Raw genomic sequence first — 14,123 nt, 5'->3', positions numbered from 1 at the left:
GCGCCCGCGTGGGGTTTCACCGCCCGCACAGCCCGGCTGCGCCCCCACCACCCCCCCCCGCCGGGGGGGGGCCCCCCCCCCCCCGGGCGGGCGCGGGGGGGGGGGGCCCCCCCCCCCCGCGACCGCCTCTTCATGGAGCGAGCGGAATTCCATCCACTCGACCGATTTGAAGTTGGTGAGGAATTGATAGGCCTGGCCGACGGTCGCAATCGCCAGCGTGTCGCCGTTCAGCTTGATCTTGAACGTCGTACGCAGCGGGGTCTCGGAACTTTGGGGATCACTCATGGGCTGCTTCTGGACGAGGTCGGCTTAACGAAGGGGAAACGGCAGCCCCGCCGTCCAGCAAATATCAGGAGTCGGTGCTCGCGCGCTGCGAGACGGTCGCCGATCCGCGCAGGCTAGGCACGACGACCAGGCGGTTGAACTCGCCATTGTCCCAGGACTTCAGGAAGCGATCATAGTCCTTGATCGAGACGCAGCCATTGGAGTCGCCGCGTGGCCCGAGCATGTAGTTATGGGTGAGCAGGCCGACGCGGCCGAGCGCACTGGTGCCGTCAGTGGGCGTCAAGCGCAGGGCACGGACGCCGTGGAACAGCTTTTCGCGCGGCTTCAAATCGTAAGTCGCCGGCGGGGTCGCGCCAACCATGCGCTGGTCGACATGGTCGGGGTCGTCCATTAGCGCGCCCATGCCCGAATGCGCTTCCAGCGCGATGCCGCTCGGCAGGTAAAGCGCCTTGGCCTTGATGTCATAGACCGCCGTGCGTGAATCGTAGCCGAGCGCGGCGAGATCAGGCGCCCTGCTGAGCAGGCCGTCGCCGGGAGTCAGCGAGGCCAGCTTGATCTTGTCGGTGAATTTTTCGAAGAAATTGCGGTTGTCGACCCTGGGATTGGTCTCGGCGTAGGCCTGGCTCGAGGCGATCTGGGACGCGAGGTCTGCCTGGGCCGGGCGCGAGCGCGGCACCGGGATGGCGTCGGCGCGCTGCGACGGCCTCGTCTCGTCAACCACGTGCCGGTCGTCATCGGTCAGGGTCGAGCCGGTCAGGGTCGAGCGCCAGTCGTCGCCCTGGAGTTTTTGGGCCAGCATCGCCTTGGCGTCGCGCAGCTTGAGCTGGACCACGCTCACCGCGGAGCGCTCCAGCGTCCGCAGGCCGAAGTCACGGGCCGGCGGGCTGCTGGATACTGAAGCGAAACGGTCGTCAAACGAAGGGCCATTGGCCGGAGGCAGTGCGGTGGCCGGAGGCAGTGAGGCGGTGACCAGCGGCGTCGAATCGCCCATGTCAGCGACCCAGGCGGCCGCTCCCAGTGCCAGCGCGACGGCTGCCAAAGACAGCAGTATCGTCTCCGCTCGCCCAATACGGCGGCGCGACAACAGCCTTTCGGCGCTTGCGCGGTCGGAAACCATCAGATCCCCAAATCAACCCCCGGAGGGGCCCAACCCCCGTCCGGAGACTCTATACCAGCTATCGCATTGGGAGCCAAAACTTAGGCATAATCGCGGCCGGCAAGCCCCCCCTTGAGGTATCCAATGACCGATCCTTTCGACCTAGAGCGCTTTGTCGGGGCCCAGGACCCGGTTTTTCACGACGTCCAGGGGGAGCTGGCCCGGGGCCGGAAACAGACTCACTGGATGTGGTTCGTCTTCCCGCAGATCGCCGGCCTCGGCTTCAGCACCATGTCGCAGCGCTACGCCATCGGCTCGCGCGCCGAGGCCAGAGCCTACCTCGCCCACCCCGTACTCGGTCCGCGACTCATTGAATGCACCACGCTCGTGCTTGCCGTCGAGGGACGAACCATCAACGCGATCCTCGGCGCGCCCGATGACGCCAAATTCCGCTCGTCGATGACGTTGTTCGGCGCGGTCTCCGACGAACCCGTCTTCGACCAGGCGCTTGCCCGATATTTCGCAGGCGAGCGCGACGGTGCCACGCTGGAGATGCTCGCCAGGCTCGATCGGCCGGCGCGCTAGCGCGACCTACGCCTAGACGAATGGACGCATGCAGGCGGAGCATGGCGGCCGGCAGCGTAAACTCCGGATTAACACCGGCTGCCTATCGTTTGCGCAGAATAATTTTCTTCCCCGCGCCAATTGCCGGACAGATCATGAAAATCGGTACGCTGCTGACCACCGCCATCGTCTCGCTCTCGACAGTCGGCGGCGGCCTCGCCGTCTACGTCGCCGTGACGAAGTACCAGACGATGGACAGGATCGCTGAAGCGCAGGGACGACTCGCGATCGTCCGCGCCGCCAGCGACATCCCGCGCTACCTCAACCCCGAGCGCGGCTTCGCCACCAACATCCTCTACGGGCCAGCGACGGTCGATCCGGCGCAGCTCACCGAGCACGACAAGCTGCGCAAGCAGACCGACGGCGCCCGCGACCGGATGAACGCGCTGCGCAAGGAGCTGCCTGGCCCGTTCGACGACGGTGCCACCATCGGCAGCAACATCGACGCGATCAATTCGAAATTCACCGCGCTCCGCGAGGCCATCGACAAGGCGATCGCAGGACCTGCGGATGCCCGCAAGGACGCCGCCAAAAAGGTCGTCGCCGACAATGCCGTGCTCAATGCCGGCGTCACCGCGCTGCTCAACGAGCAGGTCCGCCGCATGGCGATCCTGAATGGGGACGCCTACCGCCAGTCCAACTACGCCAACATCGCCATGACGCTGCGCGACGTCGGCGGCCTCAATTCCAGCGTGCACAAGAACCTCGTCGGCGCGAAGAAAGTGGCCAACGACGCCGAGAAGGCCGACATGGCCCGCATGCAGGGCCGCAACGACCAGATCGTGATGTCGCTGATGGAATTGCGTGGCAATGCGGCAACTCCGGCTAACGTCGCCGCGGCGCTGGAGACGATGAACTCGAACTATGTCGAGGAATTCGGCCGCGAGATGAAGCTCGTCAAGGACGGCGCCGTCAGCGGCAAATACGAACACGATGTCGAGACCTTCTACGTAGCGTCCCAGAAGGGCCTCGGGTCCATTATCGGCGTCCGCGACGCCTTCTACGACAACGCCGAGCAGATCCTCGCCGGCGCTTCCTCCGCCGCGCGCACCAGCTTCACCATCGCGCTGGCCGGCCTCCTCGCCGTGCTGATCGCCAGCGCCGGCCTGATCGTGATGGTCCGCCGCCGCGTCTGCGCTCCGATCGTCAGCCTGACGACGCGGATGTCGCGCCTTGCCGACGGCGACGTTGCGGACGAGATCCCCGGTGCCGAGCGTTCCGACGAGATCGGGGCGATGGCTTCCGCCGTCCAGGTGTTCAAGGACAACATGATCCGGGCCGACCGGCTCGCGGCGGAGAAGCAGGCCGAGAACGACGGCAAGATGCGCCGCGCCCAGGCGCTCGACGGGCTCACCCGTGCATTCGAGGCCAAGGTCACCGAGCTCGTCGGCGGCCTCTCCCGCGCCTCCTCCACCATGGAAAGCACGGCGCAGTCGATGACCTCGACGGCGGCCCAGACCAACAGCCAGGCCGCGGTCGTTGCCGCCGCCTCGCAGCAGACCTCGACCAACGTGCAGACGGTCGCTAGCGCGACCGAAGAGCTGACCTCCTCGATCTCCGAGATCGGCCGGCAGGTGGCACAAAGCACCGAGATCGCGGCCCGCGCCGTCGACAACGCCCGCCGCACCGGCGACACGGCGCGCGCGCTCGCCGAGGGCGCCCAGAAGATCGGCGACGTCGTCACGCTGATCCAGAGCATCGCCGAGCAGACCAATCTGCTGGCGCTCAACGCGACCATCGAAGCCGCCCGCGCCGGCGACGCCGGCCGCGGCTTTGCGGTCGTCGCATCCGAGGTGAAGTCGCTGGCGGGCCAGACCGCCAAGGCCACCACCGAAATCTCCGAGCAGATCACCGCGATCCAGTCCGCAAGCGACGAGACCGTGAACGCGATCCGCAACGTCGCCGACGTCATCGCCGAGATCGACCAGATCGGCACCGCGATTGCGGCTGCGATCGAAGAACAGGGCTCGGCAACCCGGGAGATCTCCCGCAGCGTGCAGGAGGCCGCGCGCGGCACCCAGGAGGTCAACACCAACATATCGGGCGTGCAGCGCGCCGCCGACGACACCGGTGCGGCCGCGAGGGAAGTGCTGGGCGCCGCCGAGCAGCTCTCGACCCAGTCGCGCGATCTCGCCGGCCAGTTCGACCGCTTCCTCGGTGAGGTCAGGGCCGCCTAGTCAGCTTAATAAGGCGGCGCCTTGCGGGCCCGCTGCGCCTTGGCGGCCTCGATCCACCACAGCAGGTCATCGGCAAAGCGCGGGAACGAGCGCTCCAGTGCCTTGCCGCCCTCGCCGATCGGCTCGCTCTCGGCCGACAGCGTCTGCGCGATCGGGCCGACGCCGATGGTGCTCGACACCACGACCATGCCCATCTCCGACAGCGTGCCATGCCAGGCGGTCGAGGCGCGTGCGCCGGACAGTCGGCCGGCGGAGTAGCTCACGATCGCGGCCGGGCGCCAGAACCACTCTTCCAGGAAGTGATCGGTGAGGTTCTTCAGGCCGGGCTGGATGCCCCAATTGTATTCGCCGGTGACGAAGACAAAACCGTCGGCGCCGCGGATCTGCCCCGCCAGCTTCTCGAGCGCCTCGGGTGCCGCCCCCTTGGGATATTCCTTGTACATGCGATCGAGCATCGGCAGGCCGATCGCCTTGGCGTCGATGAACTCGACCTCCTCGCCGCGCTGGCGCAGGCGATCGATGACGAAATTCGCAAGGCGGACGCCCATGCGGTCGGAACGGTAGGAGCCGTAGAGGACGAGGATGCGATTGCTCATGGCCGGGACGCTAGCACGAAATGGCGGTACGGCCTCAACCGATTTGCCGCGCTACCGTTGTCGTCCGAGCTCCAGCGTTTGCGACGGCGTCTCGCCGAACTGGTCGCGATAGCTTCTGGAGAAGTCGCTGAGATGCCAGAAGCCGAACGCCAGTGCGACGGCCTTGACGCTGTCGGCACCGGCGAGCAGGCGCTGACGCACCAGCCACAACCGGCGCAGGCGCAAATAGCGATGCAGGCTCATGCCGCGATAGCGGCGGACGACGTCGTGCAGGGTGCGGACGGACAGGTTGAGCTTGCGCGCAATCTCCTCGCTGTAGATCGGCTGCGAGAGGTCGTCGGACAGAAGCGCTCGGATCTCCCGGAAGATCCTGAAGTTGCGCTCGTCATTGGGACGCAGGGTCCATCGCGCGGCAACGACGCTTTCGAACGCGTCGTCGACGGCGCCAAGCAGGGACTCCTTCATGGCTGCAGCCTTCAGCGGCACGTCCGCGCCTCCGATCGGCTCCGACGCGGCAGCCAGCACCTCCCGGACCAGGCTGCGCAGCCGGTTCAGGCTCGCGGCCGTCGTTTCAAATATCTTGAAGCTGGATGTCGCGTGCGGCCAGCCGCGATCCGTCACCTCCGGCCTGAACACCACCGAGGCAATTTGCCGCTCCACCTCCTCGATGGTGGTGTAGGCGGCGCCGCCGCTGCCGATCACGATGACCGGTCGTGCCCGCTGCGAGCCGTTGAAGCGGATGGGCACGTTGAGCTCATCCATCGTGAATCCGATGGCGGTGCAATTCTCGACGAGCTGCGCGTCGACGACGCGGGGAAACGCCCGCGTGAAATTCACGTCGCAACCGGGCAGCGACAGGATGGTCTGCTCGGCCGAAATCCTCCGTACGAAGGGCGTGAACTCGAAATTCAGGCCTCGTATGGCATTCCGAAATTCGTCGACGTCGGAGAAGCGAAATACCCTGGGCGCAATACTGTTCATGGCAATGTGAAACGTCGCGTCGTAACCAACGCGCGTCCGGCGGCGATGCCGGTCCGAGTTTCCCCCTTTCGGTTGTCCCGTTCGACCGAAAGAATCATCCTAATTCGTCTCGTTCAGTTGGCGAGGGTCCCGTTCAAAGGACAAGTCGCCGCATCGAGTCTCGCCGAATTTCGATAGCGTTTCCAGCGCCGCCAGCGGTGCGCTGATACCCCATCGATCAAGCTCTAAATTTCAAATTAACGCCTGTCAGGCGCAATGAAGGTCATTGGATAGTCGCGATTTTTTGAGTCAGGCCCCTGCCATGATGGCAAATTTGCCTGCTGATATTCTGGTTGAGCTGGAACAGGCGGTCGCTAGTTGCCCGCCGGACCGCTGTGCTCGCATCCTCTCGGGCATTGTGCAGTTGCTCACCGGTAGCCCCGACCGGCCTCAGGAATTGCTCGCTGGGGTGGTTGACGGCGTTCTGCTGCGCTTGACGGAACGCGTCGAGGCCAAGGCGCTCGTTCAACTCAGCACGGCGCTTGCCGAGCTCAAGGTCGCCCCGCCCGAGACATTGCTGCGCCTTGCCTCACACGCCGATCCGGACGTGGCCTGTCCTGTCCTCGTCAAATCGCAGGCATTCTCCGCCACCGATCTCGCGACGATCGCGGCCTCGTGCGACGAGCGGCATCAACGCGCGATCGCCGCGCGCAACTCGATCGAGCCTGAAGTGGCCGAGGCGCTGATCAAGCGCGGCGGCCCGATCTGCCTTGCGCTGATCAAGAACCCGGGAACCCAATTCTCCGAGGCAGCTTACGCCGCGCTGATCGCCAGGGCCGATCCGGACGGCGAGATTGCCAAGGCGCTGGTGCTGCGGCCCGACACGCCCGACCTGGTCGTCCGGAAGCTGCTCTCCCAGAAGGCGCCGGCCCCGAAGGCGCCGGCCAAGGCCAACGCATCCACCATTCCGCCCGCACAACACGCCGCGCCGGTTCCGCCCAAGCTGCCCTGCCCGGCCGACTATGCGAGCGCGAGGCCGGAGATCGTCGCCCTCAGCCGCGTCGGCAAGCTCAACGATTCCACCGTCAACCGCTTCACGATCCGCGGCGAGACGGCCAATCTGTTCACGGCGCTCTCGGTGCTCTCGGGCGCTCCGATCGAGATCGTCGAGCATGTCATGACCGATGACGATTGCGAGGGCCTCGTCATGGCCTGCCGGGCCGCACGGCTGAACTGGGCCACTACGCTTGCGATCCTGAGCAACCGCAGCGGCTCACGGCTCTCCTTCGTCGAGCGCGAACGGGCGCAGCAGATTTTCGAAACGCTTCTCTTGTCGACCAGCCAATGGACAGTGCGCTGGGGGGAAATTGCAGCGAGTGCCAACCCAAGCGATGCGGGACATCGCGGCACAAAAATGGGGGTTAACCGATGAGGTTCGACGGTCGAAAGGCGCTTCGCGTACGGATGGATCACAAGCAGGCCGTCAATCTGATGGGCTCCGACGGCACCTGGCGACGTAGTTGCTTCCTGCTCGACGTGTCGCAAAGTGGCGCCAAGATCGAGGTCGAAGGGACGCTCGACGTGCTCCAGGCCAAGGAATTCTTCATGCTGCTGTCATCGACGGGGCTTGCCTACCGGCGGTGCGAATTGGTGTGGATCGACGGCACCATGGCCGGCGTGCACTTCATCACCGCTGACGGCAAGAAGAAGCCGGCGAGCGCAAAGGCGGCCGCCGCGCCAAACTCCACGCCGAGCAAATAGGCTCCAGAATTCATCGAGCTCATTCAACGTCATCATAGTCCGGTCCGCCGTGCAGAGTGCCCGAACCATATCCAGCCCCGCCAAAAACGACGGCGGCGTCCGAATGACGGAAGCGATTCGCCCGTTTGTGCATGTGCTGGCCGATTCGTCCGACAAACTGGCGGGCGTCTGCTCGGCCCTCGAACGGCAATTTACCGTCGCCGGCGAACGACTCGATGCGGAAGCCAAGCTGTCACAAGTGCCATTCGCGGTCGTCGTTCGCGCGGAGCTGCGTGACGTCGGCACCATCGCGGCCATCAAGAAGCGCGCCGGCAAGCTGGCGAAAGCCACGAAGCGCATCTTCCTCGTCGAGCACTCGTCTCACGTCGGCATCTCGCAGGCCTACGCACTCGGCGCCACCCTCGTTCTTCCTGGGGCTCTCAACAAGAGCAAGCTGCTGGCAGCGCTGGCTGACCCGGCCGAACCGGCCTCTGCTGGCTCAAGTGACGCAGCGCAACCGGACAACGCCGTCGAAGCCGCGGCGACCGCCATCGCGTCGATGTTCACGGCCGTCACGCTCGGCGAGCCCCTCGACGTCGACGGCACGAAGGAAGCGGGCCGCAGGATCGCCGACCGCATCACCGAGCACGGCCTGTCCGAATGGCTTGCCACGGTGCGGCGTCACCATGAGGGAACCTACCAGCATTGCCTGCTCGTGACCGGCGTGGCGATCGACTTCGGACTGAGCCTCGGCGTCGGACGAACCGATCTCGAGCGGCTGTATTCCGCAGCCATGTTCCACGACATCGGCAAGGCGCAGATTCCGCTTGCGATCCTCGACAAGCCCGGCCGCCTCGACACCGACGAACGCGCCATGATCGAGAAGCATCCGGCAGCGGGTTACGAGTTTCTGAAGGATCACGAGAAAATCTCGCCCGAGATTCTCGACGCCGTGCGGCATCATCACGAATATCTAGACGGGAGCGGTTATCCCGACGCGCTGTGCGGCGAGAGCATCAATGACATCGTCCGCATTCTGACGATCTCGGACATCTTCGCCGCGCTGATCGAACACCGGCACTACAAGCCGACAATGCCGCGCACCGAGGCCTACAACATTCTTTGCGGGATGACCGGAAAACTCGAGAAGGCGCTCGTAACCTCGTTCAAGGAGGTTGCGCTCACGCGATGACCGCGCAGGCTGGGCGATCCCGCAGCGAGGACCTCGTCACGAACCGCGCTTAGTGCGTGGCCCGGTATTTGGCGCGGTGCGGAATCGACCGGGAGGCCAGTCCTTCCGCAAGCAGCTTCATGTCCTCGCGTCTGCCACTCCGGATCAGCTTGCCGAGCTCATCGGGTGTGAAGGGCAGATTTGGATCATCATCAATCGGATACCGCTGTCGCGGACCGAAGAACCGTCGAACCAGGCTAGCCAGCCGCCGCATGTCGATTCCCTCGCGCCAGCAACAAACCTTTCACTCCGCGTATTGTTCCTCCCGCGCGATCGAGATTGCAAGAGGCCACCAACGGCTCAGCATCAAAAAAATCGACGAGAGAATAATCTCCTCTCCTCCACCTCAGCCGGCTCTCCGCGTTAGTCGGCTCGCAGCGTCAGCCGGCTGTGCGCATCAGTGACTTCCCGCACTAGTCGGCAAAGCCGACATAACGCACGAAATCGTCGTTGCCCTCGCGATCGGAGCGCACGGCGTTCGCGGCGAAGCTGTCGTCGGGATACCCCATCGCCACACATGTCATGATGACTTCGTCTTCCGGAATCTTCGCGACCTCGCGCACGATGTCGGAGCGCATGATGCCCTGCCCGTTGATCACCGAACCGAGACCGCGGTCCCAGGCCGCGAGCACGATGCCGTAGCAGAGCGCACCGAGATCGAAATGGCAGACCGCGCCGGGATCCAGCACGCGGTCATAGGTCAGCACCAGCGAGACCGGCGCGTCGAACTGGCGGAAGCCGCGCAGCACCCAGTCCTGCCGCATCGGCTTGTCGTCGCGCTCGATCCCCATCGCGCCGAACAGCTTCTTGGCGATGTCGACCTGCCGGGTGCGATGAATGCCCTGGTATTCGCCATGGCTGATGATATCGCGCTTGACCTTGGCGCCGCCGACCATCTCCTCCATGTTGCGGCGGCGCAACTCTTCAAGCGGAGGGCCTGTGAGCACATGCACATGCCAGGGCTGGGTGTTCATCGACGACGGCGCGCGCTTGGCGCTCTCGATGATCGCCTCGATCACCGCGCGCGGCACCGGCTGCTGCTTGAAACCGCGCACGCTGCGGCGCGACTGGACCAGCGTTTCGAATTCCAACTCTTGACCTCCCTGACCGTTCATTCCGCGGCATTGCAATTGTAACGCGTAACCGGTTGCCGATGCGGTACGCCAAATCTATGCTACCCCGCAAGCAAGACCAAGAACCCAGCGAGGACCTGCAAATGCCCGCACCGCTCGATCCCGTCATCGCCCAGATCATTCCGCTGCTGCCGCTGCGCGATCCCACCACGATGACGCCACAGAGCGCGCGCGATGCCTTGCGCGCACTGGCTGCCTCGCGTGCGGATGTGCCGCCGCCCCCCGTCGACACGGTGCAGGATATCAAGGTGAAAGGCGGCGCCGGGCCGCTCGATGCACGTGTCTATCGCGTCGGCCCCAATCCTGCGCCAACCGTAGTCTTCTTCCACGGCGGCGGCTGGGTCGCGGGCGATCTCGAAACCCACGACCGGCAGGCGCGCAATCTCGCGATCGAAACCGGCGCGGTCGTCGTCTCCGTCGATTATCGGCGCCCGCCGGAAACGCGCTTTCCCGGCGCCTTCGAGGACGCGTTCGCCGCTGCGAGTGACATCTTCAACCGCGTCGCGGAATTTGGCGGCGATGCAAAGCGTCTCGGCGTTGCCGGCGACAGCGCCGGCGGCAATCTCGCAGCCGCCACCGCGATCGCCTGCCGCGACGCCGGCATCACGCTCGCGGCGCAACTGCTGGTCTATCCCGTGACCGACGTCGTCGGGGGCTACGCGGATGCGCGCGAGAACGCGCCCTATCCGTCACGTACCGAGAATGCCGACGGCTATTTTCTGACACGCGCGACGATGGAATGGTTTTGTGGCCACTATCTCGCCGATCCCAAGGGTGCCGCCGACTGGCGGGTCTCGCCGCTCCGCGCCGCTTCGCTCAAAGGGCTCGCGCCCGCGATCGTGACCACCGCATGGTTCGATCCGTTGCGCGACGAAGGCACGGCCTATGCACGGGCGCTGGAGGCCGCCGGCGTCCGCGTCAAGCACCATGAGGGCCCCGGCCTGATCCACGGCTATTTCGGCCTTGGCGATGCTTCCGCGGCCGCGAAGGCCGAGGCGCAACGCGCACGGGCCGATTTCAAGACACTGCTCGCGCGCGGAATCTGAACCGCAGATGAATGGAAAAATCCGCGACATCGGTCGTGGCGCGCATCGATCCTGCTTGATTGCGCCACGATTCGCGGCTCCAATCCGCTCGGTAATTTTGTCCTAGGGAGACACCCATGATGAAGCGGATTTTTCTCGCAGCGATCGTCGCCACCTTTGCAGCGGGCTCGGCCTTCGCGGAGGACACCTGCGAGAGCAAGGCGGTCGGCAAGGACGGCAAGGCACTCGCCGGCGCCGCCAAGACCTCGTTCATGAAGAAGTGCAAGGCCGACGCTTGCACGCCCAAGGCCGTCAGCGCCGACGGCAAGCCGCTTGCCGGTGCCGCCAAGAACAGCTTCATGAAGAAGTGCGAAGTCGGCGCCTGATCGCTGCTGGTTCGCCACTGCTGCACGGACACTCTGCAACTCCGTCGTGCCCGGGCCTGTCCCGGGCATCCACATATGTGTGTCCGTGCGGCACAGATCAGATGGCCGGGCCAAGTCGAAAGCACGAACGTCCTCTGGTAACATCGTCGTCAAGCCGTTCGAATTAACCACCAATTCGATCCAATTTTAATAAGACAACAACGCTGCTTGTTAGCGTGAGCCGCACAGATCAACGTGCGGGAATTGCCGTTTTCCGGATATCGGCGGGACCGGGAAAGTGACTTCGTCGAGTGCGATCGTCTTTCATTGGGAGCATCTCGCCATGATCGAACGTCGTGCAATGAAGCGCATACCGATCAACCGGGCCGCGCGGCTATCGTTTGGTGAAATTCACGGGACTCATCCGTGCTTGGTGCGCGATATCAACGCCTTGGGTGCCCGCATTTCCACGCCGTACTACATATTTGCCGACGAGTTTGTGTTGTCGTTCGACGGCCATTCCGGAATTTTCTACTGCCGCGTCGTATGGAAAAAGGAGACGCTCTGCGGCGTTTTATTCTTCCTGCGTCGTCGCTCGCCAAAAGCAGCGAACGATTCCGGCGCGCCCGCAAATGTGGTGCGACTTGATCGCCGGCTCGTGTGCCGCGGCGGGGTCTTTAGCCCGGAAGTATCGACCTGACTCCTCGCCCGCGCGGGTGCATATTGCAGCGGTAGGGCGTCGCGAGGTGACCGAATGAAACGCCGCAATTTTGTCGCGCTTCTCGGCGCTGCGGTGACCGTCATGCCCCTCGCGGCCCACGCGCAGCAACCCGCGGTGCCGCGGGTTGGCTATGTCTGGGGTGGCGTTCGCGGGACGGACTTGTACTACCAGACCGGCTTCCGTCAGGGACTTGCGGACCTGGGATATGTCGTGGGGCGCAACCTGCTGCTCGAAGAACGCTACGCCGACGGAGAGCCGGAGCGCGTTCCCGCATTGATCGCTGAACTCCTCACGCTCAACGTCGATGTTCTCGTGACTCCAGGCACACCAATTTCGCAGGCTGCGCAACGTGCAACGTCCACGGTGCCGATCGTCTGCATGAGCGGAGATCCGGTCAGAGCCGGTCTTGTGGCAAGCCTTGCCCGACCAGGCGGCAATATCACCGGGCTGTCGCAGCTCTCGGGCGAATACGGTGTCAAGTGGGTGGAACTGCTGAAGGAGGCGGCACCGAAAGTGCGCCGTGTCGCAGTGTTGTGGAATCCTGACAATCCGACGACCGCCAACCAAGTCGAACTCATGCAGAAAGCGGCGCCCGGTCTCGGTATCGAGCTGACGGCTCTCTCGATACGGCGCGCGGACATCGACAACAGCTTCGCCGCGCTTGGGGAGAGAGGCTTCGATGGTCTCGTCGTCACCGACGATCCATCGCTGATACCCCTCGTTCCCCGCCTGATCGAGTTCACTGCAGAGCGGCGCTTGCCGGCGATCTATCCATTCCGCGACTCGGCTCAGAGAGGAGGACTGATGTCGTACTCGGCCAACCTTTTCAAACTATGGCAACGTGCTGCAAGCTATGTTGATCGCATTCTGAAAGGGGCCCGTCCGGCGGAGCTTCCCGTCCAGCAGACGACGGATGTGATCCTGAATATCAACCTCAAGACCGCCAAGGCTCTTGGTCTCGACATTCCCATGACGCTGTCCGCCCGAGCCGACGAGGTGATCGAATAGCAACGGAAATGCTGCGCGCGAAAATTGCGCTTGGGAGACTGTCGCCGGGCGCATCAGTACGGGGTTGATGAACGCAAGCGGCCGCCTGATAGCCTCGCCTGCGGTCGCTGCCAATACGGGTTGTCCACGCACATCGCGGAAAGTCCGATCGCAGACGCTCGGCATTGATCCCATGACGTATAAGCGCACTCGAAATAGGTGCTGCCACCCCACTCCCATCTCTGAAGGCAGACGGGGTGGCTGGGATCGTAGGTTTGGGCTGTAGCCGAGGCGATCGCCAGGATCGCCGCACTGCCCAGGATTAGCCAACGGAGCATCCGCATCGCCGCCTCCTCCAAATGGATCATCCAAGCTTTCCGGTTCGACCGCCGCTCATGTGGAGACGGGAGACGCTTGCGACGCTTCATAGCTCCTGCGTCGTCGCTCGACGAAAGCGGCGAACGAGTCCCTCGTGCCCACATCGGCACCTCTGCGCTCGCCCCGGGCCGGCGGACATAACTCATCCGATAAGTGGCCCTGAGCCTTGCTCGGAAAGACCCTGCAGCCGCCATCCTGCAATATCACTGGTCTTTCCGCATTGCTCGCAATTCAGGTGAGAGCATCCCCTAGCTCGTCCCCGCTGAACGTTCTCGCGGGAGGCTTCACATCCGCAGCGCGGGCAAGCTAGCGCCGCGCGCCCGCATCCAGGGCTTGCGAGCAAGAAACTGGCGAAGTTCGATACGCGGTCGACGATCCTTCTGATCAATTTGGATTATCCAAACGACGGCCCCGGACTTGGGTTGAGTGTGAGGTTCCGGGACCGTCATCGAGGCGCGGACCGCAGCCCACCCGCGCACTGCCAGTAACGTGGATGTCCGCGCGACGAACAATTGTCTTCTGGTACAATCCCACTGCGCGTCATCATGCCCGCTAGCGGGCATTGCGGTGCTCGGAGCCGATAGCCAATCCTGGCCCGTCAGCGAAATATCGATGCCTCTCAACCAGGTCCGCCTGATGGGCCGCAGCGCACTGGATATCTCGCGCCGAACTCTTCGCATTTGCCCTGTACCGAAGACCTTTGATCTGGATCAAGGAGTCGAACTATCGATGCAATCTCAACTTGGGCGATAGGCGACGTTCGGAACCATCGACGCCTGTCACATCAAATTCGCGAATTAGGGGG

General features: G+C 64.2%; 14 protein-coding genes and 1 pseudogene. 9 read left to right on the top strand and 6 right to left on the bottom strand.

Annotation, left to right across the window (positions count from 1 at the left end):
• Both AC0L3X_RS02985 and AC0L3X_RS02980 read right to left on the bottom strand, forming a co-directional pair.
• Positions 1 to 285: pseudogene (locus tag AC0L3X_RS02985) on the bottom strand (hypothetical protein); the annotation flags it as partial.
• A 64-nt stretch (positions 286 to 349) separates the two neighbouring features.
• The gene (locus tag AC0L3X_RS02980) at positions 350 to 1,333 is read right to left on the bottom strand and encodes a DUF2778 domain-containing protein (protein WP_063986406.1); all 984 of its coding nucleotides are present in this window, start codon (positions 1,331 to 1,333) and stop codon (positions 350 to 352) included.
• Positions 1,334 to 1,525: 192 nt separating this feature from the next.
• Between AC0L3X_RS02980 and AC0L3X_RS02975 the strand changes: the two genes are divergently transcribed.
• Positions 1,526 to 1,966 (top strand): DUF1810 domain-containing protein, encoded by a 441-nt coding sequence (locus AC0L3X_RS02975; protein ID WP_063983602.1) that lies wholly within the window; start codon positions 1,526 to 1,528, stop codon positions 1,964 to 1,966.
• A 134-nt stretch (positions 1,967 to 2,100) separates the two neighbouring features.
• A complete protein-coding gene (locus AC0L3X_RS02970) occupies positions 2,101 to 4,182 on the top strand; it encodes a methyl-accepting chemotaxis protein (protein ID WP_231144926.1) in 2,082 nt (693 codons plus the stop codon).
• A gap of 5 nt (positions 4,183 to 4,187) precedes the next feature.
• Here AC0L3X_RS02970 and AC0L3X_RS02965 read toward each other — a convergent pair whose 3' ends face one another.
• Entirely contained in the window at positions 4,188 to 4,778 is a 591-nt protein-coding gene (locus tag AC0L3X_RS02965; RefSeq protein WP_063983604.1) for an NADPH-dependent FMN reductase, read from the bottom strand.
• Between the two features lie 51 nt (positions 4,779 to 4,829).
• Entirely contained in the window at positions 4,830 to 5,759 is a 930-nt protein-coding gene (locus AC0L3X_RS02960; protein WP_063983605.1) for an AraC family transcriptional regulator, read from the bottom strand.
• A 301-nt stretch (positions 5,760 to 6,060) separates the two neighbouring features.
• On the opposite strand from AC0L3X_RS02960, the gene AC0L3X_RS02955 reads away from it, so the two are divergent.
• Genes AC0L3X_RS02955 through AC0L3X_RS02945 form a run of 3 tightly spaced genes read left to right on the top strand, consistent with a single transcriptional unit; the run spans position 6,061 to position 8,670 of the window.
• Entirely contained in the window at positions 6,061 to 7,170 is a 1,110-nt protein-coding gene (locus AC0L3X_RS02955) for a DUF2336 domain-containing protein (protein ID WP_063983606.1), read from the top strand.
• Positions 7,167 to 7,499, top strand: a complete 333-nt coding sequence (locus tag AC0L3X_RS02950; RefSeq protein ID WP_028152715.1) for a PilZ domain-containing protein — start codon at positions 7,167 to 7,169, stop codon at positions 7,497 to 7,499. The genes AC0L3X_RS02955 and AC0L3X_RS02950 overlap by 4 nt, the downstream gene beginning before the upstream one ends.
• Positions 7,500 to 7,548: 49 nt before the next feature.
• Positions 7,549 to 8,670 carry an HD-GYP domain-containing protein gene (locus AC0L3X_RS02945; protein ID WP_283018694.1) on the top strand — a complete coding sequence of 374 codons (1,122 nt, stop codon included), beginning with the start codon at positions 7,549 to 7,551 and terminating at the stop codon, positions 8,668 to 8,670.
• Positions 8,671 to 9,122: 452 nt separating this feature from the next.
• Here the strand turns inward: AC0L3X_RS02945 and AC0L3X_RS02940 are convergent, their stop codons facing one another.
• On the bottom strand, positions 9,123 to 9,800 hold the full coding sequence (locus AC0L3X_RS02940; RefSeq protein WP_063986407.1) for a nitroreductase: 678 nt from the start codon (positions 9,798 to 9,800) through the stop codon (positions 9,123 to 9,125).
• Positions 9,801 to 9,925: 125 nt separating this feature from the next.
• Here AC0L3X_RS02940 and AC0L3X_RS02935 point away from each other — a divergent pair, with 125 nt between their 5' ends.
• The 4 genes from AC0L3X_RS02935 (at position 9,926) to AC0L3X_RS02920 (ending at position 12,961) form a co-directional block, all read left to right on the top strand.
• Positions 9,926 to 10,888, top strand: a complete 963-nt coding sequence (locus AC0L3X_RS02935) for an alpha/beta hydrolase (RefSeq protein ID WP_063986408.1) — start codon at positions 9,926 to 9,928, stop codon at positions 10,886 to 10,888.
• Positions 10,889 to 11,004: 116 nt separating this feature from the next.
• On the top strand, positions 11,005 to 11,253 hold the full coding sequence (locus AC0L3X_RS02930) for a hypothetical protein (RefSeq protein ID WP_063983609.1): 249 nt from the start codon (positions 11,005 to 11,007) through the stop codon (positions 11,251 to 11,253).
• Positions 11,254 to 11,575: 322 nt separating this feature from the next.
• Positions 11,576 to 11,932: a PilZ domain-containing protein gene (locus AC0L3X_RS02925; protein WP_473316247.1), complete on the top strand. Its 357-nt coding sequence runs from the start codon at positions 11,576 to 11,578 to the stop codon at positions 11,930 to 11,932.
• A gap of 54 nt (positions 11,933 to 11,986) precedes the next feature.
• Positions 11,987 to 12,961: an ABC transporter substrate-binding protein gene (locus AC0L3X_RS02920; protein ID WP_063983610.1), complete on the top strand. Its 975-nt coding sequence runs from the start codon at positions 11,987 to 11,989 to the stop codon at positions 12,959 to 12,961.
• A gap of 53 nt (positions 12,962 to 13,014) precedes the next feature.
• On the opposite strand, the gene AC0L3X_RS02915 is transcribed toward AC0L3X_RS02920, so the two are convergent.
• Positions 13,015 to 13,278: a DUF3551 domain-containing protein gene (locus AC0L3X_RS02915; RefSeq protein WP_341850569.1), complete on the bottom strand. Its 264-nt coding sequence runs from the start codon at positions 13,276 to 13,278 to the stop codon at positions 13,015 to 13,017.
• Positions 13,279 to 14,123: the final 845 nt, after the last annotated feature.

It is taken from the genome of Bradyrhizobium sp. MI1.7, assembly GCF_055811795.1.
Note: the sequence above shows the minus strand (reverse complement) of the source record. Positions and strands in the feature narration are given on the sequence as shown.

What these genes read in the sequence shown, in the direction of transcription:
- AC0L3X_RS02975 (WP_063983602.1), top strand. Translation starts at nt 1,526, where the DNA reads ATGACCGATCCTTTCGACCTAGAGCGCTTTGTCGGGGCCCAGGACCCG.
- AC0L3X_RS02970 (WP_231144926.1), top strand. Translation starts at nt 2,101, where the DNA reads ATGAAAATCGGTACGCTGCTGACCACCGCCATCGTCTCGCTCTCGACA.
- AC0L3X_RS02965 (WP_063983604.1), bottom strand. Translation starts at nt 4,778, where the DNA reads ATGAGCAATCGCATCCTCGTCCTCTACGGCTCCTACCGTTCCGACCGC.
- AC0L3X_RS02960 (WP_063983605.1), bottom strand. Translation starts at nt 5,759, where the DNA reads ATGAACAGTATTGCGCCCAGGGTATTTCGCTTCTCCGACGTCGACGAA.
- AC0L3X_RS02955 (WP_063983606.1), top strand. Translation starts at nt 6,061, where the DNA reads ATGATGGCAAATTTGCCTGCTGATATTCTGGTTGAGCTGGAACAGGCG.
- AC0L3X_RS02950 (WP_028152715.1), top strand. Translation starts at nt 7,167, where the DNA reads ATGAGGTTCGACGGTCGAAAGGCGCTTCGCGTACGGATGGATCACAAG.
- AC0L3X_RS02935 (WP_063986408.1), top strand. Translation starts at nt 9,926, where the DNA reads ATGCCCGCACCGCTCGATCCCGTCATCGCCCAGATCATTCCGCTGCTG.
- AC0L3X_RS02930 (WP_063983609.1), top strand. Translation starts at nt 11,005, where the DNA reads ATGATGAAGCGGATTTTTCTCGCAGCGATCGTCGCCACCTTTGCAGCG.
- AC0L3X_RS02925 (WP_473316247.1), top strand. Translation starts at nt 11,576, where the DNA reads ATGATCGAACGTCGTGCAATGAAGCGCATACCGATCAACCGGGCCGCG.
- AC0L3X_RS02920 (WP_063983610.1), top strand. Translation starts at nt 11,987, where the DNA reads ATGAAACGCCGCAATTTTGTCGCGCTTCTCGGCGCTGCGGTGACCGTC.
- AC0L3X_RS02915 (WP_341850569.1), bottom strand. Translation starts at nt 13,278, where the DNA reads ATGCTCCGTTGGCTAATCCTGGGCAGTGCGGCGATCCTGGCGATCGCC.